This window comes from Aliiroseovarius sp. B-4, from assembly GCF_056857795.1.
Genome location: NZ_JBSXNV010000039.1, coordinates 220,004 through 242,851, shown reverse-complemented (window position 1 = coordinate 242,851; position 22,848 = coordinate 220,004). Strand labels below are relative to the sequence as shown.

The 22,848-nt window shown below is 59.9% G+C and carries 21 protein-coding genes, 1 tRNA gene and 1 pseudogene; 8 read left to right on the top strand and 15 right to left on the bottom strand.

Annotated elements, in window-relative coordinates:
• Window positions 1-33: 33 nt before the first annotated feature.
• Window positions 34-1,548: a DNA cytosine methyltransferase gene (locus AC13C8_RS12135; RefSeq protein ID WP_482847531.1), complete on the bottom strand. Its 1,515-nt coding sequence runs from the start codon at window positions 1,546-1,548 to the stop codon at window positions 34-36.
• A 57-nt stretch (window positions 1,549-1,605) separates the two neighbouring features.
• Between AC13C8_RS12135 and AC13C8_RS12130 the strand changes: the two are divergent.
• Window positions 1,606-1,902, top strand: a pseudogene (locus AC13C8_RS12130) (very short patch repair endonuclease); the annotation flags it as partial.
• Between the two features lie 560 nt (window positions 1,903-2,462).
• Entirely contained in the window at window positions 2,463-3,056 is a 594-nt protein-coding gene (locus AC13C8_RS12125; RefSeq protein WP_482847529.1) for a hypothetical protein, read from the top strand.
• 80 nt (window positions 3,057-3,136) lie between these two features.
• Here the strand turns inward: AC13C8_RS12125 and AC13C8_RS12120 are convergent, their stop codons facing one another.
• From AC13C8_RS12120 to AC13C8_RS12090, 7 genes are all read right to left on the bottom strand, one after another.
• Window positions 3,137-4,693, bottom strand: a complete 1,557-nt coding sequence (locus tag AC13C8_RS12120) for a relaxase family protein (RefSeq protein ID WP_482847527.1) — start codon at window positions 4,691-4,693, stop codon at window positions 3,137-3,139.
• Window positions 4,687-5,160, bottom strand: coding sequence for a plasmid mobilization protein (locus tag AC13C8_RS12115; RefSeq protein WP_482847525.1), 474 nt, complete (start codon window positions 5,158-5,160; stop codon window positions 4,687-4,689). The genes AC13C8_RS12120 and AC13C8_RS12115 overlap by 7 nt, the downstream gene beginning before the upstream one ends.
• The gene (locus AC13C8_RS12110; protein ID WP_482847523.1) at window positions 5,157-5,942 is read right to left on the bottom strand and encodes a hypothetical protein; all 786 of its coding nucleotides are present in this window, start codon (window positions 5,940-5,942) and stop codon (window positions 5,157-5,159) included. The genes AC13C8_RS12115 and AC13C8_RS12110 overlap by 4 nt, the downstream gene beginning before the upstream one ends.
• Window positions 5,943-6,166: 224 nt before the next feature.
• Window positions 6,167-6,243 (bottom strand) — tRNA-Arg (locus tag AC13C8_RS12105).
• 44 nt (window positions 6,244-6,287) lie between these two features.
• A complete protein-coding gene (locus AC13C8_RS12100; RefSeq protein ID WP_091427517.1) occupies window positions 6,288-7,328 on the bottom strand; it encodes a LacI family DNA-binding transcriptional regulator in 1,041 nt (346 codons plus the stop codon).
• Between the two features lie 95 nt (window positions 7,329-7,423).
• Window positions 7,424-8,203 (bottom strand): inositol monophosphatase family protein, encoded by a 780-nt coding sequence (locus tag AC13C8_RS12095; RefSeq protein WP_091427516.1) that lies wholly within the window; start codon window positions 8,201-8,203, stop codon window positions 7,424-7,426.
• Complete coding sequence (locus AC13C8_RS12090) at window positions 8,190-9,536, bottom strand: TldD/PmbA family protein (protein WP_482847522.1); 1,347 nt, start codon at window positions 9,534-9,536, stop codon at window positions 8,190-8,192. Before AC13C8_RS12090 ends, AC13C8_RS12095 begins: the two co-directional genes overlap by 14 nt.
• A gap of 117 nt (window positions 9,537-9,653) precedes the next feature.
• Here AC13C8_RS12090 and AC13C8_RS12085 point away from each other — a divergent pair, with 117 nt between their 5' ends.
• From AC13C8_RS12085 to AC13C8_RS12070, 4 genes are all read left to right on the top strand, one after another.
• Window positions 9,654-10,409, top strand: a complete 756-nt coding sequence (locus AC13C8_RS12085; RefSeq protein ID WP_482847521.1) for an SDR family oxidoreductase — start codon at window positions 9,654-9,656, stop codon at window positions 10,407-10,409.
• A complete protein-coding gene (locus AC13C8_RS12080) occupies window positions 10,406-11,038 on the top strand; it encodes an enoyl-CoA hydratase/isomerase family protein (RefSeq protein ID WP_482847520.1) in 633 nt (210 codons plus the stop codon). Before AC13C8_RS12085 ends, AC13C8_RS12080 begins: the two co-directional genes overlap by 4 nt.
• A 373-nt stretch (window positions 11,039-11,411) precedes the next feature.
• Complete coding sequence (locus AC13C8_RS12075) at window positions 11,412-12,737, top strand: mechanosensitive ion channel family protein (protein WP_482847519.1); 1,326 nt, start codon at window positions 11,412-11,414, stop codon at window positions 12,735-12,737.
• Window positions 12,734-13,930, top strand: a complete 1,197-nt coding sequence (locus AC13C8_RS12070; RefSeq protein ID WP_482847517.1) for a TIGR03862 family flavoprotein — start codon at window positions 12,734-12,736, stop codon at window positions 13,928-13,930. The genes AC13C8_RS12075 and AC13C8_RS12070 overlap by 4 nt, the downstream gene beginning before the upstream one ends.
• On the opposite strand, the gene AC13C8_RS12065 is transcribed toward AC13C8_RS12070, so the two are convergent.
• The 5 genes from AC13C8_RS12065 to AC13C8_RS12045 form a co-directional block, all read right to left on the bottom strand.
• Complete coding sequence (locus AC13C8_RS12065) at window positions 13,906-14,496, bottom strand: glutathione S-transferase family protein (protein ID WP_091427505.1); 591 nt, start codon at window positions 14,494-14,496, stop codon at window positions 13,906-13,908. The genes AC13C8_RS12070 and AC13C8_RS12065 overlap by 25 nt on opposite strands.
• Window positions 14,493-15,518, bottom strand: a complete 1,026-nt coding sequence (holA, locus tag AC13C8_RS12060) for a DNA polymerase III subunit delta (protein ID WP_482847515.1) — start codon at window positions 15,516-15,518, stop codon at window positions 14,493-14,495. The genes AC13C8_RS12065 and holA overlap by 4 nt, the downstream gene beginning before the upstream one ends.
• On the bottom strand, window positions 15,515-16,012 hold the full coding sequence (gene lptE, locus AC13C8_RS12055; RefSeq protein WP_091427502.1) for an LPS assembly lipoprotein LptE: 498 nt from the start codon (window positions 16,010-16,012) through the stop codon (window positions 15,515-15,517). The genes holA and lptE overlap by 4 nt, the downstream gene beginning before the upstream one ends.
• The gene (gene leuS, locus AC13C8_RS12050) at window positions 15,999-18,542 is read right to left on the bottom strand and encodes a leucine--tRNA ligase (protein WP_482847513.1); all 2,544 of its coding nucleotides are present in this window, start codon (window positions 18,540-18,542) and stop codon (window positions 15,999-16,001) included. Before leuS ends, lptE begins: the two co-directional genes overlap by 14 nt.
• 74 nt (window positions 18,543-18,616) lie before the next feature.
• Window positions 18,617-19,111, bottom strand: coding sequence for a DUF3576 domain-containing protein (locus tag AC13C8_RS12045; RefSeq protein ID WP_482847511.1), 495 nt, complete (start codon window positions 19,109-19,111; stop codon window positions 18,617-18,619).
• A gap of 295 nt (window positions 19,112-19,406) precedes the next feature.
• On the opposite strand from AC13C8_RS12045, the gene AC13C8_RS12040 reads away from it, so the two are divergent.
• Window positions 19,407-20,273: a porin gene (locus AC13C8_RS12040; protein ID WP_482847509.1), complete on the top strand. Its 867-nt coding sequence runs from the start codon at window positions 19,407-19,409 to the stop codon at window positions 20,271-20,273.
• A gap of 94 nt (window positions 20,274-20,367) precedes the next feature.
• A complete protein-coding gene (locus AC13C8_RS12035) occupies window positions 20,368-21,021 on the top strand; it encodes a YggS family pyridoxal phosphate-dependent enzyme (protein ID WP_482847508.1) in 654 nt (217 codons plus the stop codon).
• A 60-nt stretch (window positions 21,022-21,081) separates the two neighbouring features.
• Here AC13C8_RS12035 and AC13C8_RS12030 read toward each other — a convergent pair whose 3' ends face one another.
• Together AC13C8_RS12030 and ribA are read right to left on the bottom strand one after the other, a co-directional pair.
• A complete protein-coding gene (locus AC13C8_RS12030) occupies window positions 21,082-21,570 on the bottom strand; it encodes a L,D-transpeptidase family protein (protein WP_482847872.1) in 489 nt (162 codons plus the stop codon).
• 17 nt (window positions 21,571-21,587) lie between these two features.
• Window positions 21,588-22,667 carry a GTP cyclohydrolase II gene (gene ribA / locus AC13C8_RS12025; RefSeq protein WP_482847506.1) on the bottom strand — a complete coding sequence of 360 codons (1,080 nt, stop codon included), beginning with the start codon at window positions 22,665-22,667 and terminating at the stop codon, window positions 21,588-21,590.
• Between the last annotated feature and the right edge of the window lie 181 nt (window positions 22,668-22,848).

The following is a 22,848-nucleotide window of genomic DNA, read 5'->3' as shown; positions in this document are numbered from 1 at the left end:
GAAGGGCTGCTGTTGAATGAACACACGGCGATGCTAGAGACTGTCAAAGATCGGCAATAGTACCTGTGCAATCTGCCGCGCAAGAAACGGCGGCACGGCGTTCCCGACCTGCACGAACTGTTCGGTGCGATTACCCATGAAATGGTAGTTGTCTGGGAAGGTCTGCAACCGCGCAGCCTCGCGTACAGTAAGACTGCGACACTGCGTCGGGTCGGGGTGAATGAAGTAGTGCCCATCCTTCGAAATGTGGCTCGTTACCGTCGAAGCCGGAGCATTGCCAACTTGGACTCGAAACCGGTCGTTGAACTTGCCCGTTTTCCAGTTCTTGTGGTTCGGCGCCAAGATGTCTGGAAACTGATGCGCGCGCGGGCTTAGGCCCTCCGCCTTCGCGAAACAGGCGGCATACAGATATCGGGCAAGATCGGACGGCATGTGCCCACGGGTTTCGTGACCCGAAACGCCTATCAGGTTCGGGTCGTCGAGGAACGCGGCAAGCTCTGGCTGCAGTTTCCTTGATAGGGGTTTTCGCGCGTGGTTCGTTCGGCCCATCTGTGACGTTGCCAGCAATCGTTCCTCGACACGATCCAACTCATCTCGAAAACTGCGAAAGTTCTCGCCTGGGTATTCTCGAGTGATCTGACCAACGGCTTCGATCGCATGGACAACAGCGTCATACCAGGCATGTTCGTCGTCGCGTCTGCTTAAACCACTTCTCAGCCGCGGCAATCCGGTCAACATGTCCTTGACCTGCGCCTTAGTGTTCCGCCGACGAAGTCTGAGCACGGAACCCGCGTCAATATCCGATCTGATGCCAACGATGATCACTCTGTGGCGTGCCTGCGGCACTCCGTGGTCTTCGGTGCGAACAACGAAATCCTTCGGTTCGGGATGATCTCCCGGCTGGATGTTGGCCGACAAGGACATGAGTCTGTAGCCAGGACCAGCATGTTGGAGATCAGACATGACCTGTTCGAAGATCGCCAGCCCCTCGACAGACGAAGAGAGCATGCCCTTGACGTTCTCCATTACGAACACTGCGGGGCTCAACTCATTCAATACACGACAATATTCGCGATAGAGGAAGTTGCGCTCATCGTCTTTCGGTCGGTAGTCCTCAATCCCTGCGTTACGTGAGCGCCCGGCAAGAGAGTATGCTTGGCAAGGCGGACCACCGATCAAAAGCGTTCGATCGCCTGCTGTTCTGTTGGTTTCGGAAATCCTCTCCGACAAGAGCGCGGCGGTTTCTGCCTTCCCAAGCTCCGCGCAAACGGCCTCATTCTCGGCGGCATTCCATTCACGCGGAAAGAGATTCTTCCAATCCGGGCAGTCGTGCTTTCCGGAAATCCATGAATAGTACTCGGGTGGAAACTCGCTGAACTGGCGCAAGAACGCGCGAAGTCGGAGTGTCTTGTGCGCAGCACTATCCTTCTCAATCGACACAGAAATCTTGTATGCACGAGAACCATCCGCCTGCTTGCACGATGAAAATCCCTCGCCAAGGCCGCCCGGGCCGGAGAATAGATCAATTATCTGAACGGGTTTTGACACTGCATTACTCCTCGATCTCCTCTTTCCAGGTTTTCGGACTCATGGCAAGGAGTAGGAATGGTAGACATCGTTGATGCCAGAACCCGCTCACAGATGATGAGCAACATTCGCGGCAAGGATACAAAGCCCGAGCTTGCTCTCAGAAGGGCTCTTCACGCGCGGGGTTTTCGATTCCGGCTGCATGTGAAGGATGTCCCCGGAAGGCCTGACATCGTGTTTCCAAAGTATCGCGCGGTCGTGTTCGTTCATGGGTGCTTCTGGCACCGTCATGCCGGTTGTCGATATGCAACCGTCCCCAAGACCCGTGTGGAATTCTGGAAGACGAAATTCGCCGCAAACGTATCAAGAGACGCTGCGGTCCACGACAAGTTGACCAGGAAGGGATGGCGAGTTGCCACCGTTTGGGAATGCGCTTTGCGGAACCCCAAAGCAATGACGCAAACGGCAGAGATGGTGGCAACTTGGCTCAAGTCAGATGAGCCTGAAATGGAACTTGGTGAGCTTCAGGTCGAGCCGCATTAGGCAATGGCGCACCGGGCCGTTGTTGTTGCCCTGTCAATATGCTTGAAGCATCTGGATCGAACGCCGCCCCGTAAGGTTGTCGATTGACAACTTAACTCAGAAAGCCTATATCATGTCCCGTAAGCCGCACAAGTCCAAGGAGATCGAGGCGGTCTTGCGTGAGCTGGAAGCCTTGGGGTGGACGGTCACTCTGCGTTCCGGGCGCGGGCATGCTTGGGGCCTGATCAGGTGCCCGAACAACGATCCGGACTGCCGGTGCGGTGAGTTTTGTCAGATGGGTGTCTGGTCGACGCCACAGAATCCGGGCCGGTTTGCCCGGCAACTAAGGAATCGGGCGCTTGGCTGCACGAAGCTAGGCAATGCCGATGATGGCGCTCAAGAGGATGAATGACATGGCAGAAATCGAATTCGAACTGGTCTTCACCCTTCCCGAAGGCGATCACGATGCGTTCGAACTGATGGATGCGGTCTTCGAGGCCGGATTCGAGGACGCCATCGTTGGCGCTGGTGTCCCTGGCATGATCGGGATCGCGCTGGAAGCTGCCAGCGATCACGCCGAAGACGCCATTCTAGACGCCGCGCGCGCGGTCCAGAAACAGCTTCCTGCTGGGTCTGTACTGCGTGAAGTGCGCCCGGACCTGGTCAGCCTCGCTGATGTGGCAAAGCGGCTCGACGTGACACGCCAGTCTCTCCAGAAGCGAAAAATGCCCTTGCCGAGCCAAGGCGGCTTGTTCCGTATGGAAGAGGTTGCCGTGGTCATCATGGAAGCCGCGCAAGGTAAGGGCGCAGGAACGCGCAAGGGGCGTTTCTCGGTCGAGAAGGCTGCCAGATGGCTGAGTGCCGGCAAGCCTGCGCGCAGGGTCAACGCTGGTCTTGCCGTTGGCGTCATTGACGGCGCGACGCTGGAAATCCGTGAAGATGCCAAGCACTTCCTCTACGCGGACAATCCGGCAACCGACCCACGGAATAGTGCTGGCGCGGCCTGAACTCCCCAAGGGTCTTTCGCGCGCCAAACCATAGCATGGCAAAGGGCGCGCATTTGCCAACCTGTAGCTTGGCAAATGGCTCAATGCGTCAGCCCCCGATCCATTTCGCGATCCCGCACCTCTAGCTCTGTCTCAGCCGTTCTTCTGCGGCCTTCGCTAAGCTCAAGCTCTCGTTCAACTTCGTGTCCAGCGCGTTGTAGGTGGCCTCTTCGCTCAGCAAGCCACGCAACGCCTGCATTGACGCGATCTGCGAGCGTATGAGCAACGTCGCGCAGCCCGCGATACCATCCAACTGGGCTTGCAGCCTCTTCGTCGAGCGCGCTTCCAAGCCGCTCAATTCCGCGGCTGAGGTTTCGCAGGCCGTCACCAACCGCTCGACGCAAGCGAGCAAGTCGCGCTCCAAGGCTGTCAGGGGCGTCGTCATTCATCTCTCCTCGATCTTGATGCAGATGACCGGCGTCCCGGCCAGCGTGCAGGTCTTCAGCTCGGTCCTGTCCGGGTCCAGTGTCAGCCAGGTCTCTTCCCCCTGGTCGATCCGCGTCAGGCCCAGTTCCGCCATCTCCGAGCGCGTCAGCATGGCCGTCCAGAACCAGCTCGCGGCCATCATCGAGGCGATCCCCGTCACGATCAGCCCCGAGATCACCCAGGGAGAGATCGTCAGCCAGCGCCTGATCTGTTCGGTCCGCGTCTCGAACAAGCTCCTGTGCTCGTTCAGGAAGTGGCGCGTATCGCTCTCGATGGTACGTCGCGCGTCGCTCGCAATGGCCGTCAAATCGGTCCTGAAGCTCTCCAGCTGGGATGCCATCGAGGCGGCGTAATCCTGGCGTATCGTGTCCAGCTCCGAGTTCAGCTTCTCGCTCAGCCGGGTCGGCTTGCCAGTCTTCATGGAAAATCTCTCCTTTCAGGCGCCAGCGTTCGCCGGTTTCGGGGTCTTGCGCGGTCAGGTAGGCTTTGCCCACGCGGGGCAGGTCGAAGCCCGCCTCCGTCAACGCCTCGACCATGCTGGAGCGATCCTCGATCAGACCCATCGATATCTGATCGAGGATCCACACATGCAGTTCGTCCCGGCCCTGGGCGCGGGTTGGGGCCTCGATGGTGTCCCGCACCTCCTGGGCGCGCTCCAGCTCAATCGGGTCGGCCCAGCCGTGGCGCTGGTTCATCAGGTCGCGCAGGCCGTCATAGGCGTCCTGGTAGCCTGGTGGCGCGATGTTGAGGCTGCGCCCGGTGGTCAGCTCCAGGCGCGGGGTGCAAAAGTGCAGCTCGACGCGATCCTCGTGGCTGTGACGGACCCAGAGCATGTCGTACTGTTCGCCGTCCAGCCCGGCGAAGGCCAGCTGCTCGAAGCAGTCCATCACATCAGCCTGTTGCGCCTCGCTCGGCGCGTCCTCGGCGGCGAAGCTGATCACGCCCGCGCGGTAGGTCCATTGGTGACGGCTGGCGTCGATCAACGCTTCGGTGCGACTGGGATCGCCGCGCAGCACTTCGGGCAGGGGATCGCGCGTCACGGTCAAGGGCTGGCCGTCGGCATCGCGGATCAGGTCGCGATTGCCGTCATAGGCCAGCACGCGCTCGGCCACGAGATACCCGACCGGTCCCGCGCCCGCGCCCTTGCCGTTGGGGAAGAACTTGATCAGCACCGCCGCGCCTCTTCGAGGAGTTGGGCGAGCTGGCGTTCGATCACCAGCAGGCGGCGCGCCACGGTCAGACTGTCGAGGTCGGTGCGGCCTACCAGCATCGCGCGGTTCAGCCAGCGCGCGATCTGGTTGAGGTTGCCGCCGATGCGCCCCACGGCCAGCACCAGCGCCGGATCGACGCGCGGCACAGGCTTGCGGCGGCGCGCCTCGGTCAGGCCAAGCGCCTCACGCAGGAGCGTCGCGGCGGGCAGGCCAGCGGCCTCGGCCTTGGCGCGCAGCTCTGCTTTCTCCGCCGCCGTGCAACGGAAGACGAAGGTCTCCGTCAGCGGCTCCTTTGCGCGGGCTTTTCCCGCGCCGGTGGGGTTCGAAGGGGAGGCTTGCCGCCCCTCGCAAGGTCCCGTGTCAGCAGCGCCAGCGTATGACATGGGTCGCCTTGCTGTTTGCGCTTCGGTCGGTCTGGTGGCGCTCATGTTCTGAGACCCGCCGCTTGGATTTGGTCCTGTGTCACCAGCTTTGCGGCCAGCAACGCATCGACCTGGCCCGGGGTGATGTGACGACAAAGCGGATGGCGGTCCGTGACCCAGCTTGCCAGGCCCGCCAGCATCCCGGCTTGTTTCGCCTTCGTCTCTTCACGACCCCTGGCGACGTCCTCGACATACGTCCGCCACCTTCCCGACTTGAACCAGTTGTCTGAGAAACAGACCTTCGAGCGGGTGAAGCCCGCGCTCTCGGTGGCGTAAGACTTCACGGCTTCTAGCAGGTCCTCGACCTCTGTCCCATCATCCAAGGCCTCCCTGATCCGCCTGAGGCTGTCTGCCTTCCCCCGCACCCGGTCCGGTGGATAGGCCGCCAGCACCTTCTCGGCTTCTTCATCCTCCGCCGCCGCGCGCTCGCGCGTAGGGGGTTTTTGGATGGTTTTAGGATGGTTTGGGGGCCGCTGTGGCCCCGGTACCCCGGCCACTGTGGCCCCCGTTCCGGGTCCGGTCTGGACGGGGTCCACTGTGGCCCCCGTCTCGATATCCGGCTCGACGGTCAGCTCCAACGCCTCGACCTTCGCCAGGTCGATCCGGTACACGACGGTGAATCCGTTCTTGCATCCGCGCGCGCCGGTTTCGACCAGGATGCCTTCCTTCAGGAACCCCCGGATCGTCCGCTTGACCGTGCTCTCCCCTAGTTCGGTCTGCCGCTGAATCGTCCCCTTCGAGCACCAGATGCCCGAACCATCGTCGCTCGCCTTGTCGGCCAGGAACATGATGATCTGTTTTCGCGTGGCGCTCCCGAACTTCCGTTCGGCACATGCATTCGCCACCCGCCAGCTCATTGGACCACCCCAAAAGGCGCACAGACGTGCGAATTTTGTACAGGTTTTGTACGAGAATTCGCCCTTATCCGGCGAGTTCGGCGTGAAAACTCGCGGGACTTTCCGCACGCTTCTGCGCAAAGCCCTGTAGATAAGCCATATTTTTCAGGTGTTCTTGGCGACCCCGGCAGGATTCGAACCTGCAACCTGCCCCTTAGGAGGGGGCTGCTCTATCCAGTTGAGCCACGGGGTCTTTTGGTTGGAATAGTGTCAGGCAACTGGCTTGTCCAGCCGGGTCTACCTGCGCCTGAGTGTGTCGCCGGGCTGTATTTTGGGAGTCAGTTCGATGCGCTCGCCACCGCCGATTGCGCCATCTTCGGCGCTGCGTTCGGCGATGATGCGGGCGGCGGCGCGACCGATTTCGGCGCGGCAGGCGTCCATCGTGGCCAATTGCCGGGGCAGGCCGTCCAGCAACTCGACCCCGTTGAACCCGGCAAGGCCGATTTGGCCGGGAACGCTGATCCCCTGATCCAGACAATACAGCAATCCGCCTGCCCCGATCATATCGTTGGAATAATACAGAAAATCTATTTCGGGCGTGCGTTTCAGCATCGCTTCGGTCATTTCGCGCCCCTTGGCCAGCGCCGATCCGCCCTCGTAAAATTCCCGATCAACGATTTCTATGCCTTCTTTGGCCAGCGCTTCGGTAAAGCCTTCAAACCGTTTACGGGCGCGGTGATCCAGCGGCATCTTGGTGCCAAGGAAGCCGATATTGCGATAGCCCGCTTTCAGGATGGCATTGGCCATCTTGCGCCCAGCGCGCCGGTGCGAAATACCGACGCAGGCGTCAATAGCCTGCCCGTCGGTGTCCATGATCTCGACCACTGGAATGCCTGCGGCTTTCAGCATGGCTTTGGACGCGTCGGAATGTTCCAGCCCGGCGATGATCACACCGGACGGGCGCCATGACAGCATCTCGTACAGCACTTTTTCTTCGCGTTCGGGCTTGTAATTGGTCACGCCCACGACAGGTTGCAGCGGGGTTTCGTCCAGCACCTCGTTGATACCGGTCATGACCTCGGGAAATACCATATTGCTGAGGGACGGGATGATCACCGCGACCAGATTGACCCGTTGCGAAGCCAAAGCACCAGCGATCTTGTTTGGCACATAGCCCAGGTCTTTAGCAGCCTCCAACACGCGTTCGCGGGTGGTTTGGCTGACATCTCCCCGGTTCCGCAACACCCGGCTGACCGTCATTTCGCTGACACCGGACGCTTCCGAGACATCACGAAGGGTAAGGGGGCGGCGATTTCGGGAAGGGGCTGTGTCGGTCACGAAGGCATCCTCGCAGGTAAATGGATGCGCTCATGTTAGCGATAAAGTCTTTCTTGGCAATGACCTCTTTTCAAACCGATGTTAGCCTAACATCGTCATGCCAGACGGGTCAGCAACGCGTCGTGAATGATCGCTCCACCAGCAACCATGCCGGGAAGCTTTGGCACCGGGTTGTTGAAATGTGTCGGCTGGCGCGCGCGGTCGCTGACAATGCCGCCGGCTTCCTCCACGATCAGGCTGCCCGCCGCGACATCCCATTCCCAGGTGGGATGCAATGTCATCATCGCGTCGAAACGGCCTTCACCCACGAGTGACAGCCGATAGGCCAGTGATGACCGGAACTTGCGGCTGATCGGGGGAACTGTCGCATTGATCCAACGCGATGGTGCGAGATTGGGCTTTGCAGCCAAAACAGTTGCGCCGTCCAGCTCTGCGCGGGTGCTGACCGCAAGGGGCTGGTTGTTCAAAGTGGCCCCTTTACCAAGGGCGGCGGCGTAGAGCTTGTCGCGCAGGGGAAGATAAACCACCGCCGCTTCGACACGACCGTTGCGGGCGATGGCCAACGAATGGGCCCATGTGGTGGATCCTTCGATGAAGGACCGCGTGCCGTCGATGGGGTCAACGATGAACACATGCTCGGCGGATAACCGTTCCGCGCCATCCTCAGTTTCCTCTGACAGCCAACCATAATCAGGCCGCGCAGCGGTAAGTTCTTCGCGCAGCATCTGGTCCACCGCCAGATCGGCCTCGGTCACGGGGCCTTGGCCGCCGGGTTTGTCCCAGCGATCTGCGAACCCATGGAAATAGCGTGCGGCGATCTTGCCTGCGTCCTGCGCGGCGTCGATCAGCAGGGACAGGTCATCAGTCTCCGGCAATGGTCATTCCTTCGACCAGCAAGCTGGGAACCATGCGGCTCAGGTGGGCCTCGGCGTCGTTGGCGGGAATGATCCGGCGCAGCATGTCCCGCAGATTGCCCGCAATGGTGCATTCATTGACCGGATAAGCGATCTGGCCGTTTTCGACCCAGAAACCTGATGCGCCGCGTGAGTAATCGCCTGTTGTCGGATTGATGGTCGAGCCGATCATCGAGGTGACGAGCAAACCGGTTCCCATCTGCGCCGTCAAGTCCATTTTGGTCGATTTGCCTTGTGTTAGGGTCACATTCGAGATTGAGGGCGACGGCGGTGATGATGTGCCTCGCGATGCGCTGGCTGTGCTGTTCAGGCCCAATTTGTTGGCCGTTGCAATGTCCAGCGTCCACCCGGTCAACGTGCCGTTGTCAATGATCTTGCGGACCCGTGTGGCCAGCCCTTCTCCGTCGAAAGGACGCGAACCCGATATGCGCGGGCGGTGTGGGTCTTCGATCAGGTCAATGCCGTCGGGCAAGACCTGCTCGCCCAACGCGTCGCGCAGCCAGGACGAACCGCGGGCGATCATGGCACCGTTGACCGCCGACAAAAGATGTCCGATCAGCGACGAGGAAATCCGCTCGTCATAGAGAACCGGAAAGGCTCCGGTTGGGGGTTTGCGTGCGCCCGCACGTTCCACCGTGCGCCGCCCGGCCTTCGTGCCAACCTCGACCGCCGAAGGAAGATCGGCCTGAAAACTGCGCATTTCGCCAGCATAGTCACGCTCCATCGTGGCCCCTTCGCCAGTGATTGCAACGGTAGAAATGGCGCGATGGGTGCGCCCGTATCCGCCGGAAAACCCGTTGCTTGTCGCCAGATGGAATTGGTGTCGCCCATATCCGGCAGAACTGCTGGATACCTGCGTCACACCTTCGACCGCCAGCGCAGCGGCCTCTGCTTCGGCAGCATCGCGTTCCAGATCAGCCGGGTCGGGTTCGGCCGTCGGGTCTTGCAGGTCCAACGCAGCCAGATCCCAGTCGCTGGCCAGCATCTCGGCTGTGGCCTGCGCAATATTGGGATCTTCGGGGGCTTCCTTGGCCATCGCGACTGCGCGTTCCGCCATGGTCTGAATGGTTTGTGTCGAAATGTCCGATGCGGAAACACAGGCTTGCCGCTGCCCAACCAGAACGCGCAGACCGATATCGATGTCCTCTGATCGCTCGGCATGTTCCAGTTTCCCGTGCAACACGTCGATCGACACCGATGTCCCGTCAACCGCGAGCGCATCCGCCCCATCGGCCCCGGCCTTCTGGGCGGCGTCCAGCAACTGCTGTGTCAGATCGTCAAGCGAATTTGTCATGTCGGTCCCTTTCCCGGTCGTGTCCCTGAGGTAACGTCAGGGGCGCGTGGTCGCAAGACGTGACTCTGGCCTAAACCACTTTGCTGGGCTAGCACTTAGGGGACAGGAGGAGTGACGATGACAGACATGACCGGAAAAACCGTATTGATTACCGGTGCCAGCCGCGGGATCGGCGAGGCCGCCGCCCATATCTTTGCCCAGGCCGGGGCCAATGTCGTGCTGACGGCGCGTGGGAAATCCCAGATCGACGCGATTGCTGCCGCAATTGGCGACCGCGCCCTCGCGGTGCGATGTGACGTATCAAAATGGGAGGATGTGAAATCTGCCGTTGACGCGGCGGTCGCCAGATTCGGCAATGTCGATGTCTTGATAAACAACGCAGGCGTGATCGAACCGATTGGACCATTGATAGACTCTAATCCGGCCGAATGGGGTCATGTGATCGACGTGAACCTGAAGGGTGTCTATTATGGTATCCGGGCAGTGATGCCGATCATGGCGGCGCAAGGCGGTGGGTCAGTACTGACCATCAGCTCGGGTGCCGCGCATAACGCGCTGGAAGGCTGGGCGCATTACTGTGCGTCGAAGGCAGGCGTGCATATGTTGAACAAGGCGCTGCATCGGGAGGGCGCGGGCAAGGGCATCCGCGCAATCGGCCTGTCGCCAGGCACCGTTGCCACCCAGATGCAACGCGAGATCAAAGGGTCGGGTATCAACGCGGTTGCCCAGCTTTCATGGTCCGAACACATCCCGCCAGAATGGGTCGCCCGCGCGCTGTTGTGGATGTGCACCGAGGATGCAGACGATTTCCTTGGCGAAGAAATCTCGCTTCGGGACGAGGACATTCGAGCGCGCGCGCAGGTGCGTGGATGATCGACGTCAAAAAGCAGGACGGGGTCTGGATTGTGACCCTAAACCGCCCGGAAAAGGCAAATTCTCTGACCAAGGCGATGTTGGAAGATCTGGCGAAGATCGCTATGGAAGCATCGGGTGAAGCGCGCGTTATGATCCTGACGGGTGCCGGGAATGTGTTTTCCGCCGGGGCAGATCTGGATGAGGCACGCGCCGGGCTTGCCGTGGATGGGGTGTGGGAACGTCTGTCAAACGCAGTGTCCGCAGCCCCTTGCCTGACCATCGCGGCCCTGAACGGCACGCTGGCGGGCGGCGCCTTTGGAATGGCGCTGGCCTGCGACATCCGCATCGCGGTGCCCGAGGCGTCGTTCTTCTATCCGGTGATGAAGCTGGGGTTCCTGCCACAGCCGTCCGATCCGCGCCGGATGGTGGGGCTAATCGGTCCCGCACGCACCAAGATCATTCTGATGTCCGGGCAGAAAGTGCAGGCAGACGAGGCTCTGCAATGGGGGCTGGTGGATCGTCTTGTCCCGCGCGCCACGCTGTTGGAGGCAGCACTGGAGCTTGCAGAGGCGGCGCGAACCCAACGCGCGGATCACGTCGCTGAAATGAAGCGGATGATCCCGGATGCAGGCTCTAATCAAGCCTGATATCGACGGTATGGTCGGCGCGACCTCTTGGGTATGTCATAGAAATCCGGTGGACGTTTCGCCACCCACCTGATGAACCGTGCCAGCGCAGCATGCGATTGCAGTGCTGCGGCGGCGTTGAAACTGCGTGCGGGGTTGGCCTCGCTCAGTTCAAGATGGATTTGGTTTTGGCAGATTTGATGCAGAAGCATTGTCGCCCACCCTCGCCGCCACGCAACTTCGGCACAAGATGACGCCGGCTTTGCACCACGTGAGGCGGAATCGGCCTGCTGCATAACACGCAAATGGGCACCGAATCCTTGCCCTTTGATGCCAGATCGCTATCCATGCCGGATAGTTTTGCAAACATCCCCATTTTGGCAAGAGGACACGTATGGAGAACCGCCCGGAAATTCTGGATCAGGCCATAGGTTATTTCAACCAAGCGTGGGAACTTGCCGAAGGGTGGCTTCTGTCCCCGGCGGCGTGGTCGCAATTCGGCTTGCTGGTCGTGGCCTATCTGGCGGCGCATCTGGTTGCGCGAAAGCTGACCCCTCTCATTACACGGTTGCTGTCACCCGCCGGCAACCAAAAATCCCTGCTGTCGAAGGCGCGGTTGTTCCTGCTGATATTCCTTCCGCTGACCCTGCCCCTGCTGGCATGGGCGTTTACGGGGATTGGTGAACAAGTGACGCGATCCCTGTTCGGGTCCGGAGCCGTGATCGCACTGGGTAAACGGATATTCCTGTTCCTTGCGGTGCGAGCCTTTGTGAAGCAGATCCTCAAGGATCCGTTCCTGAAGCTGCTGGGCCGGTATGTGCTGATCCCCGTGGCGGCGCTTTATGTGCTTGGGTTGCTTGCGCCGGTCACTACCAAACTGGAAGAAACCGTTGTGCCGCTGGGCAACATGAGCTTCTCGCTGCTGTTCGCCGTGAAGTTTGTCGTGATCAGCGGCACGATCTTCTGGCTGGGGCGGTGGTCTAACGATCAGACGCGGCAGGCGATCAAGAAACAGAAGGAAATGCGCCCGGCAACGCGAGAACTGGCCGCCAAGGCTGCCGAGATCGCGATCTTCGGCGTCGCGTTCCTGGTGCTGATGAACATCATGGGCATAAACCTGACCTCGCTTGCGGTTCTGGGGGGTGCCATCGGTGTCGGGCTTGGCTTTGGGCTACAACAGATTGCATCGAACTTCATTTCCGGCGTGATCCTTCTGCTGGAAGGGCAAGCCACCGTCGGGGATTATGTTGAACTGGATGGGGGCGAGGCGGGCACAATCGTGAAGATGACCGCCCGCGCCGCCATATTAGAGACGTTTGACGGCCGTTGGATCGTTGTTCCGAACGAGCATTTCATCACCACCCGCGTTGTGAACTACTCGGATGCGGGCAGCGCCAACAGGTACGAGGCACCGTTCTCGGTCAGCTACGACTCCGATATTGAAGCGATCCCCGAACTGATTGAAAACGCCGTGGCGGAACTGGATTTTGTGTTGACCGACACCGAGGAACACCGCCCGGACTGCGAGCTGCGTGCCTTCGGTGATAGCGGAGTGGATTTCGCGGTGGAGTTCTGGGTGAACGGCATCGACGACGGGCGCAACAAGTTTACGCCGCGTGTGATGATGCAGGTCTGGAAGACCCTCAAGGCCAACACCATCGAAATCCCCTATCCGCATCGCGTGGTCGAGATGAAAGCCCCCACTCAGGACACCGCGTGACACAAGCTCTGGTCATCGGTGCAGGGCCTGCTGGCTTGATGGCGGCGGGTGAACTGGCGCGGGCCGGTCTGTCCGTCACCATTGCCGAGGCAAAACCCTCGCCCGCGCGCAAATTCCTGATGGCGGGCAAGTCCGGGCTGAACCTGACCAAAGCCGAACCGCTGGAGCAGTTTCTCAGCCAAATACTTGGGCCGAAGCAGCTTCACGATATCGTAGCGGATTTCGGGCCCGAAGCCGTTCAGGACTGGGCGCGCGGGCTGGGGCAAGAGGTGTTCACCGGATCGTCGGGCCGCGTCTTTCCCAAGGCGATGAAAGCCTCTCCCTTGCTGCGCGCGTGGTTGGCTGAACTGGGCGGAATGGGTGTTCAAATGCGGCGCGGCTGGGTTTGGACTGCGATCAGGGCGCGCGACATGGTGTTTGCGACCCCTGGCGGCGAACAAGCTCTACGCCCCGATGTGACCGTTCTGGCGCTGGGCGGCGGCAGCTGGGTGCGCTTGGGATCGGATGGAAAATGGGTCTCTATCCTTGCGGAAAATGGGGTAGCCTGCGTGCCATTCCAGCCGTCGAACATGGGGTTCGTGGTGGCTTGGTCAGATCACATGACGCGCCATTTCGGGGTGCCGATAAAGCCTGTGCGCCTGCACGCAGGTGACACGTCGGTGGTGGGGGAGTTTGTCATTTCGTCCAAAGGGGTCGAGGGATCGGCAATCTATGCCGTCAGTCGTGCGATGCGGGACGGGGCGGTGTTGTTCGTTGATCTGACGCCCGATCGCAGCGTCGATGATGTGGCGACCCGGTTGGCAAAACCCCGTGGCAAAGCCAGCCTGACAAACCACTTGCGCAAGACCCTGAAACTGGACCCGGCCAAGATCGCGCTGTTGCAGGAATTTGCCCGCCCGTTGCCGACCGACCCTACGGCTTTGGCTTCTGTGATAAAGGCACTGCCGGTTCTCCACCACGGGCCGCGCCCAATGGACGAGTCGATTTCAACGGCGGGCGGGCTGCCTTTCGAGGCATTGGATGCAGGGTTGATGGTCAAGACCCTGCCCGGTGTCTTTGCTTGCGGCGAAATGCTGGATTGGGATGCGCCAACGGGGGGGTATCTTTTGACCACCTGTCTGGCGACGGGGCGGCATGCAGGGCGCGCCGCCGCAAAATGGGCGCAAGATCAGGCGGCAGAAGCCCGCACATAGGCCGCCCGGCTGCGCAAGGGCTTGGCATAGGCGCGGAAAGCGTCGTTCTCCAGCGGGAAACCCGCCGCGATGGCCCAGCTTCCGCAATGGGTGGCAATAATGTCCGGCACGGTCATCTGATCGCCCATCAAAAACGGTGCGTCCCCCTTGCGGCGCATCAGCTCGTTCACCGCGCGTGCAAACTCCCATTTCAGGCTCTGTTTCACCTCGGGAACGCGTTTTTCTTCGGGCAGAATAAAGGTGTGGCGCGCGGCAGTCCACAGGGTGGCGTCCATCTCATCCAGAAGGAAATGGGTGAACCCGTCCTGGCGTGCGCGGTCGAGCGTGCCAGCCGGATAAGTCAGCGCGCCGTGTTTGTCAGCGAGGTAGTGCATGATCGCGGTGCTGTCCGTCAGGGCGGCGTCGCCATCCAACAACACCGGCACCTTGCCCGCCGGGTTGAATTTGCGCAGCGCGTCTGATCGCGGAGCATGGGTCAGACGGTCATAGCTTTGCCCCAACTCCTCCAGCATCCACAGAACGCGGAAGGTACGGGTGACGGTCGGCCCGATCACGGTGTAGGTCATCTTTTAGCTCCCAGCATGGCCAAGCGAATCAAGGTGCGCTCCATCAGCGCCATCACCGGCGCTTTTTGGGCTGACCGCAACGTCAGGTCTGTCTCGACCAGAATTTCCAGCGCCTGTTCCAGGCGTCGCAACCCCCATTGCTGGGCTTGCCGCACCATGCGGTCCCGGCTTTTGAAATGCACAGGTGGGCGCAGCCGGTTGATACCCTGGGCTGGTCCGGCCGGGTCGGCGCAGGCCGCATGCAGCGCGCGGAAATGGCGGGTGGTGTTGATGCACAGGCCAACCGGGTCGACCCCTTGTGCCTGAAGCCGGGCCAGAACAGGCCCTATTTCGCCTGAGCGCCCCTCGGCGGTGGCGTGAAGCAGGTCATCCAAACCGGCCTCGGTCGAGGTGGGCGAGACCGCCAATACATCACCGGGGGTGACGGGGGTTTGATCGCCCAGCTTATACAGTCCCAGCTTTTCCACGGTCTGCCGGAAATCCCCCGGATCAAGGTCGCGTGACAGGCTGGTCAGCTCGTTCATCGCCTCGGGTGAAATGTCCGCGACCCCGGCGCGTTTCAAGTCGGCGTCGATCTCGTCCCGCGTTGGTGGATCGTCATAGATCCCGACCGCATAGGCATTTGGGTGGATTTCAAACAGTTTACGCAGCGCGCCACGGGCTTTCAGATTGCCCGCGGTGACGACGAGTTGCGCATCGCCATCTTGCCAATCCTCCAACGCGTCGTCGATGACGCCAGCGGTCGTCTCGGTCGCGTCCTCGACAAAGGCCACGCGGGGACCGGGGAAGAAGCCTCGTGACTTGATCGCGTCAGACAGCATCGCGGGGTCTTTGCGCAGATCACCTGCTGGAATCCGCGTCAGGCGCATTTCTTCTTCGCCCTGTGGGCCGATCAGGTTGGCAATCAACTCCTGCCGCTTCAGGGCGACACGCATCGCGTCCGACCCGTAAATCAGAACACCGGTGCGGCGGGGGTCGGGCTTGGCAAAATACTTAACGGCTTCGCGCGGCGCGAGCTTCATTTGCCCCAACCTGAGAAGGTGGCGGTGAATCGCGTAACCATCATGTCGGCAAGCGACACCATCAATCGCCGCTTTGCATCCCGTTCGACCGATGCGGTTGACACCGTGGACCCTTCGGTCGAATACGAGGTGAAGTTCGACAAGCTGCCGCTTTCCACAACCTCGCCTGTTGCGGATGAGGTCACAGAAAATTCAACTGCGCCGAGGATTTGCGTGCGGGTGATTTCCTGCCGGGGGGTCACGCCGACATCTTCGGATCGGGTGGTGATGGTATAGCTCAGATCATACGGGGCCGACAGGTTGCGGCCCAACCGCTCTTCCAGACGTTTCACCAGCTCATAGCTGTTGGCGTCAGAGGGTGCGGCTACCGTCACCGCGCCACGCAGACCATCCGCCGAACCGCCGGGCGCATAGACCGGGGTGAACCCGCAGGCCCCAAGCGCCGCCGTGGCGACCAGTGCAGTCAGGAAAAAACGGCGATCAGACCACGACATTCACAATGCGCCCCGGAACCACGATGACTTTCTTGGGCGACTTGCCATCAAGCGCCCTGACAACAGCATCCTCGGCCAGCGCCAGTTTTTCAACCTCGGCTTTGTCCATATCTTTCGGCACGCTGATTTCCGCACGCCGTTTGCCATTGATCTGGATGGGCATGGTGACGGTATCTTCGACCAACATCGCCTCGTCCGCTTTTGGCCAGGGGGCTTGCGCGATCAGCCTCTCGCCACCCAGCAACGACCAGATTTCTTCTGACAGGTGTGGCGTCATTGGGGACATCAACTGTGCCAGCGTGCGCATCGCCAGTTTTTGCGCGCGCCCTCCCGCTTTCGATTTTGAAATGGTGTTCTGGAAGGCATAGAGCTTTGCGATGGCGGCATTGAAACCAAAACTTTCGATACCCATCGTCACATCATGGATCGCCTTGTGCATGGCGCGCAGAAGATCGGTATCGTCCCCGTCTGCATCATCCATTTCCGCGATCTTGACGGCAGTGGCGTGCACGCGGGCCAAGTGCTTGGCAGCGGCTTCCGCGCCCGAGGCTGTCCATTCCACATCGCGTTCAGGGGGCGAATCGCTCAGCACGAACCAGCGCGCAGTGTCGGCGCCGAAGGACGAAATGATGTTGGCCGGATCCACGACGTTCTTCTTGGATTTCGACATCTTGGCCGAGGGGATGACCTCAACCTCGGTCCCGCAGGCCCCAAGGCGCGCGCCGCTTTCCGTCCATTCGATCTCTTCTGGCAGATGATACACAGGCCTGTCGTTTTCGTCGCGCGTGACATAGATTTCGTGCGTCACCATGCCTTGGGTGAACAACGCATTGAACGGCTCGATCGCCTTGTCGGGCAGGTGGCCGCAGATATTCATCGCACGGGCAAAGAAGCGGGAATAGAGCAGGTGCAGAATGGCGTGCTCGATGCCGCCGATATACTGATCGACATTCATCCAATAGCTTGCGTCGTCCAGATCCGTAGGCGTGTCGGCATTCGGAGAGGTGAAGCGCGCGTAATACCAGGACGAATCGACAAAGGTGTCCATCGTGTCGGTTTCGCGCTGGGCGGGCTTGCCGCAGGACGGGCAGGCGCAGTCGCGCCATGTCGGGTGGCGGTCCAGCGGGTTGCCGGGCACGTCGAAGGTCACGTCTTCGGGCAGTTTGACCGGCAAATTCTCTTTCTTTTCAGGCACAACACCGCAATCGGGACAATGCACGACGGGAATCGGACAACCCCAGTATCGCTGGCGGGACAGTCCCCAGTCGCGCAGGCGGAACTTTTCGACGCCTTTGCCCCAGCCGGCGTCCTCGGCGAATGTGATGGTGGCCTCAAGCGCTTCTTCGCCTGTGGCCTCGTCCAACCCGGCGAAATGATTGATCCATTTCACTTTTTCGGATTTTGGCGGCACGAAGGCCTCTTTATCGACGGGCGAGGGGTCTTCCAACGACAGGAAAGTGTCGATTACCGGCAAGTCATACTTGCGGCAGAAATCAAGGTCGCGCTGGTCATGGGCCGGGCAGGCGAAAATCGCGCCGGTGCCGTAATCCATCAGAATGAAGTTGGCGATCCACACTGGCAGTTCCCAATTCGGATCCAGCGGATGTTTCACGCGGATGCCGGTGTCATACCCGAGCTTCTCGGCGGTTTCGATGGCCTCTTCCGTGGTGCCGCCCTTGCGCATTTCGGCGAGTTTGGCGGCAATCCCGGGGCTCTCGGCCTCAAGCGCCTTGGAAATTGGGTGGTCGGGCGAGATACCGATGAAGGACGCGCCCATCAGCGTGTCGGGACGGGTCGTATAGACCTCGATCTCGCCGCCATCCACACGTTCAAAGCTGAATTGCAGACCCTGCGAGCGGCCGATCCAGTTGGCCTGCATGGTGCGCACCTTTTCAGGCCAGTTGTCCAGGCTGTCCAGCGCCTCCAGCAACTCGGCCGAATAATCCGAGATTTTGAAGAACCACTGCGTCAGATCGCGGCGTTCGACCGGTGCGCCCGACCGCCAGCCGCAGCCGTCGATCACCTGTTCATTGGCCAGAACGGTCATATCGACCGGGTCCCAGTTCACCGTGGCGTTTTTGCGATAGACCAGTCCGCGCTCCATGAAATCAATGAACATGGATTGTTGCTGGCCGTAATATTCCGGGTCGCAGGTGGCAAATTCGCGGCTCCAATCAATCGACAAGCCCAAAGGCTTCATCTGACCTTTCATGGTCTTGATATTGTCATAGGTCCATGTGCCGGGATGACCACCCTGAGCCATCGCGGCGTTTTCGGCAGGCATTCCGAAGGCATCCCAGCCCATTGGATGCAACACACTGAAACCACAAGAAGATTTATAGCGTGAGATCACGTCGCCCATCGTGTAATTGCGCACATGTCCCATATGGATACGGCCTGATGGATAGGGGAACATCTCTAGCACATAATATTTGGGGCGCGTTTCATCGCGCTTGGCGGTGAAAATTCCGGCCTTGTCCCAGGCTTCTTGCCATTTCGGTTCGATATCGGCGGCTGTGTATCGCGACATGCGGCTTGGTCCTTGATGTAGAAACGCCGGGCAACTGGCCCGGCGCTTGTCTTATTCCGATGGTCGATCCGGGTCTAGAGGTTGCCGTCGCGAATACGAAGCTGGCGCGCGCGGGTCAGGATCGCATCTTCGACCTTGCGCACGGCTTCGGCGCTGGCGGGGCCGGACCGTGTATAGAGTGCGACTGACAACGACCGCGCATCCAGCGCGGGGTCGCGCACGTGAACGGTGGCTTTGTAAGTGGAGCCGCCGCCGGGCGGACGACCGAAGCCAAAGACGATGATACCCGAGAAGGGATCGGCGGCCTGAACCGGCATGAAGCTCAGCACATCCAGCGAGGCATTCCAGATATAACGGTTTACTTCGACCGTGGTGTTGGGGTCGTCCACATTGGTGAACAAATCCCAGATGGTTTCGCGCCGCTCTTCCGTTTGGGGCGAATGCTGGACGGTATTTGCCTGCTGCTGACCACCGCCGATCCCCAACGATCCGCGGCCGCCGCCACAGGCAGACAGCCCGAGCACACCAATCAATGAAATTCCGAATGCGACAGACTTGAAGATGCGCATAAATAAGCCCCGTTTCCTCAATTTCCTCTTGTTAGTATATAAGGCCATACAGGCGGGCAAGCGTTTTCCCAAATGCCGTATCTGCGGGCCAAGACGCTGGAAACGAGTGGGAATACCGCGATCCGGGAAATGCAGTCTGGGAAACTGTGGCATAGAAGCACCAATTTCGGCCGCAATCCGAAAACTGGTTTCGCATTTCTTGCAAACCCCGGCGGAAAGGTAGATTGAACCATCATACTCAATTCGGATTTCCCTGAATTGAGGTGCACTATTGAAACACATGAGGGAAAACGAAATGAAAAAGATTCTCTTCGCTTCGACCGCACTGGTTGCATCGGCTGGCTTCGCCGCCGCTGAAATCAGCTTCTCCGGCGAAGCCGGTATGGGCTTTGTCTACGACGACCCAACAGGCGACTGGAACGCTGACTACTACACCACTCTGTATATCGACATGACTGGTGAAACTGATGGTGGCCTGGGCTTTGGTGTTGACCTTGACCTGACCTTCGACAATGGCGGCGCTGCTGCTACTGACAACCAAGTTGTCTATATCGAAGGCGGCTTCGGCAAGTTCTCGGTCGGTACCGTTGGTTCGGCTGTTGACGCAACACTGGGTCTGTCGGACATCGGTTACTCGGGTCTCGGCGTTGATAACGTTGCAGAAGCTCTGGTTGACGCTGCTGACTCCGGCAACCTGATGTACCAAGGCACTTTTGGTGATTTCGGCGTTGCGATCTCGCACGACCTGAACGGCACCGAGATCACTTCGGTTGCAGCCACCTACTCGATGGGTGACTTCAACGTTGGCCTGGGTTACGACGATTGGGGCCTGATCGACACGTCGAGCACCATCCACGTGAAAGCTGGCGCTGATATCTCTGACTTCTCGCTGAATGCTCTGTATTCGCGTAACGATGACAACGACATCACCTCCTACGGCATCACCGGTGGCTACACCATGGGTGCAGTTGGTGTGACCGCTGCTTACTCGAATGCTGACTTTGCTGGCCTTCTTGATGTAGAAGCCTATGGTCTGGGTGTTTCCTATGACCTGGGTGGCGGCGCCTCGGTCAATGCTGGTGTGGGTGAAATCACCTCCACTGCTGGTGGTATTTCGGTTTCGGAAACCGTTGCCGACCTCGGTATCATCATGCTGTTCTAATCCTAACGGATTATTACTTAGGGAAGAGCGGGCCTTGTGCCCGCTCTTTTCTTTTGGGACACCTGTTTTTGAGACTTTAGATTCTGGGGGTTCCATGCCACTTTCCGACATCATCGACCGTATCGCCAAGGAAGAAGCGCGCGTGGGCCGCGCACCCGGATCGACTCAGTTGATCGCAGTGTCCAAAGTGCAGCCGCTGGAGCGGGTTGTTGCCGTTTTGGAAGAGGGCCACCGTGTCTTTGGCGAAAACAAGGTTCAAGAGGCCGCAAGCAAGTGGCCAGATTTGAAGGAACGGTTCGATGGTGTCGAACTGCACCTGATTGGTCCGCTGCAATCCAACAAAACCCGCCAGGCCATGGGTCTGTTCGATGTGATCCATTCGGTCGACAGACCAAAGCTTGCCCGTGCCATAGCGCGTATTGCCAACGAAGAAGGGCATTGCCCGCAGTTGTTCATTCAGGTGAACACAGGCGAGGAGCCTCAGAAAGCGGGGATCATGCCCGACGATCTGGATGATTTCGTCAGCGAATGTCGCGATCTGGGACTGCCAATCGTCGGGTTGATGTGCATTCCGCCGGTAGATGAAGAGCCGACCCTGCATTTTGCCCTGCTGGCCAAGATGGCCAAACGCAACGGGTTGGAGCAACTTTCAATGGGGATGAGCAGCGATTTCGAGCGTGCGATTGTACAAGGTGCGACACATGTGCGGGTAGGGTCTGCGATTTTTGGCGCGCGGGACTACGATTAGGGGCGTTGCCCCTCTGCGCGTTGCGCATTCACCCCAGGATATTTTGGACAAGAAAAAGACCTAGCGGACGATGATGCGGCTGTGTTGTGTCCAGTGAGACAGGATCCAGCGCAGATCTTGCGGTGCAAAGGCCAGGCATCCGGCGGTGGGGTGGCGTGGTTTGCGCCATTGGTGGATGAAGATGGCCGACCCTTTGCCGGGTTGTGCGTCGGGCCAGTTCCAATCGCTGATCAACACCACGTCGTAAAGTCGGGCAGTCATGCGTAGTTTTTCGTGGCTGAACGGGTGGTTCGTGGCGCGCAGCGGGTGGTTATAGGCGGCATCAGCGGGGTCGTCGGACCAGATGTCCCGTGGGTTTATCGGGTGAAGGTCAAGCAATGTGTCTGGGGGTGCGATTCTGTCAGCGCGGAAGTAGCCGCCGACGATCCTCCATTTCCCGCGCGGGGTGGCCATATCGCCCTCGCGCTTGTTGTCCGTCATTCCGCCGCGCCCGATGGAGACACGGAACCGGCGGCCCATGAAGCGCGCATCCCAGCGCGATACCACCATGTCCGTTCGTCGCGGGATCACAGCAGATGCCCGGATTTGGAAGCTTTGGTGGCAAGGTAGGCTTCGTTATGGGTGCCTTTTCCAACCTTCAGCGGCACCCGTTCAGTGACTTGAATGCCGGTCTCGTTCATCATCGCAACCTTGCGGGGGTTGTTGGTCATCAGGCGAACGGATGAGAAGCCCAGTGACTTGAGGATCATCGAGCCGATGCGGAAATCCCTCTCGTCATCCTCAAACCCAAGGCGGTGGTTTGCTTCCACCGTGTCAAACCCCTGATCTTGCAGGGAATAGGCGCGCATCTTGTTGGCCAACCCGATGCCGCGTCCCTCCTGATTCAGGTAAAGCAACACGCCTTGGCCCTCCTGTCCGATCCGCGCAAGAGCGGTGTGAAGTTGCGGGCCGCAATCGCATTTCAGGCTGCCCAGCACGTCGCCGGTGAAACAGGCCGAGTGTAGGCGTGCAAGGACCGGATTATCGCGGGGTGGGCGGCCAATTTCCACGGCATAGTGTTCTTCGCTGCCATCGTCCGGGCGGTAGATATGCAGGCGTCCGGCTTCGCTGACCGATAGGGGCAAGCGGGCGTGGATGACAGGCGCGAGGGACATGATCTCGACCATCGCATCGTCCAAGGACATGGCGGTCAGGTTATCATTGGTGGCGACTTCGGGCGTGTTAGAGACATCTATCACCAAAGCGGCGGGCAACAGGCGGGCGGATTTGCACAGGGCAACAGACTGCGCCTCAAGCCCATCATCCCCACCGCGCAGGGTACGAAAAGGCCCTTTCATCGGGTGGGTCAGATCATCTGCGGGATCGGCGACGGATGCGATCCAGTCGGTTCCGGCATCATGCGGCAGTTCGATCCGGGCCACGCGGTCGGAATAAGCGCGGGCCTTCAGCGTGGCCGCCCGCCGGGGTGTTATGGCAAGAACTGGCGCGCCAAGTGTACGCATCTCGCTGAGCCGCCCCGATGACAATGTTTCGGCGGCCGCAACCAACACGGTGCGTCCATCACGCGCCAGCACCACCGGGACTCCCATGCGCAAATCGGCACGGGCGCGGGCCAGAAGCTCGGTCTGATTGGGGGCAAGTCTCATCGGCATCCTTTCACGACCTATAGTTAAAGCGTTTTGCGACGAACTTGAATCACCGATTTTCGCCAAGCGCTTTGGGATGAACTGTCACGATATGAAACATTTACCAGTGAATTGACACGAGGCCGTGAGACCGCTGTTACAAATCTTGTCAATCGCGTGAGGGAGGAACATCTGTTTGAGC

Excerpts from the sequence above, each read along its gene's own strand:
- AC13C8_RS12125 (WP_482847529.1), top strand. The coding sequence starts at position 2,463 with ATGGCAGAAATCGAATTCGAACTGGTCTTCACCCTTCCCGAAGGCGAT.
- AC13C8_RS12115 (WP_482847525.1), bottom strand. The coding sequence starts at position 5,160 with ATGAGCGCCACCAGACCGACCGAAGCGCAAACAGCAAGGCGACCCATG.
- AC13C8_RS12110 (WP_482847523.1), bottom strand. The coding sequence starts at position 5,942 with ATGTTCCTGGCCGACAAGGCGAGCGACGATGGTTCGGGCATCTGGTGC.
- AC13C8_RS12090 (WP_482847522.1), bottom strand. The coding sequence starts at position 9,536 with ATGACAAATTCGCTTGACGATCTGACACAGCAGTTGCTGGACGCCGCC.
- AC13C8_RS12085 (WP_482847521.1), top strand. The coding sequence starts at position 9,654 with ATGACAGACATGACCGGAAAAACCGTATTGATTACCGGTGCCAGCCGC.
- AC13C8_RS12080 (WP_482847520.1), top strand. The coding sequence starts at position 10,406 with ATGATCGACGTCAAAAAGCAGGACGGGGTCTGGATTGTGACCCTAAAC.
- AC13C8_RS12075 (WP_482847519.1), top strand. The coding sequence starts at position 11,412 with ATGGAGAACCGCCCGGAAATTCTGGATCAGGCCATAGGTTATTTCAAC.
- AC13C8_RS12065 (WP_091427505.1), bottom strand. The coding sequence starts at position 14,496 with ATGACCTACACCGTGATCGGGCCGACCGTCACCCGTACCTTCCGCGTT.
- holA (WP_482847515.1), bottom strand. The coding sequence starts at position 15,518 with ATGAAGCTCGCGCCGCGCGAAGCCGTTAAGTATTTTGCCAAGCCCGAC.
- lptE (WP_091427502.1), bottom strand. The coding sequence starts at position 16,012 with ATGTCGTGGTCTGATCGCCGTTTTTTCCTGACTGCACTGGTCGCCACG.
- leuS (WP_482847513.1), bottom strand. The coding sequence starts at position 18,542 with ATGTCGCGATACACAGCCGCCGATATCGAACCGAAATGGCAAGAAGCC.
- AC13C8_RS12045 (WP_482847511.1), bottom strand. The coding sequence starts at position 19,111 with ATGCGCATCTTCAAGTCTGTCGCATTCGGAATTTCATTGATTGGTGTG.
- AC13C8_RS12040 (WP_482847509.1), top strand. The coding sequence starts at position 19,407 with ATGAAAAAGATTCTCTTCGCTTCGACCGCACTGGTTGCATCGGCTGGC.
- AC13C8_RS12035 (WP_482847508.1), top strand. The coding sequence starts at position 20,368 with ATGCCACTTTCCGACATCATCGACCGTATCGCCAAGGAAGAAGCGCGC.
- AC13C8_RS12030 (WP_482847872.1), bottom strand. The coding sequence starts at position 21,570 with ATGGTGGTATCGCGCTGGGATGCGCGCTTCATGGGCCGCCGGTTCCGT.
- ribA (WP_482847506.1), bottom strand. The coding sequence starts at position 22,667 with ATGAGACTTGCCCCCAATCAGACCGAGCTTCTGGCCCGCGCCCGTGCC.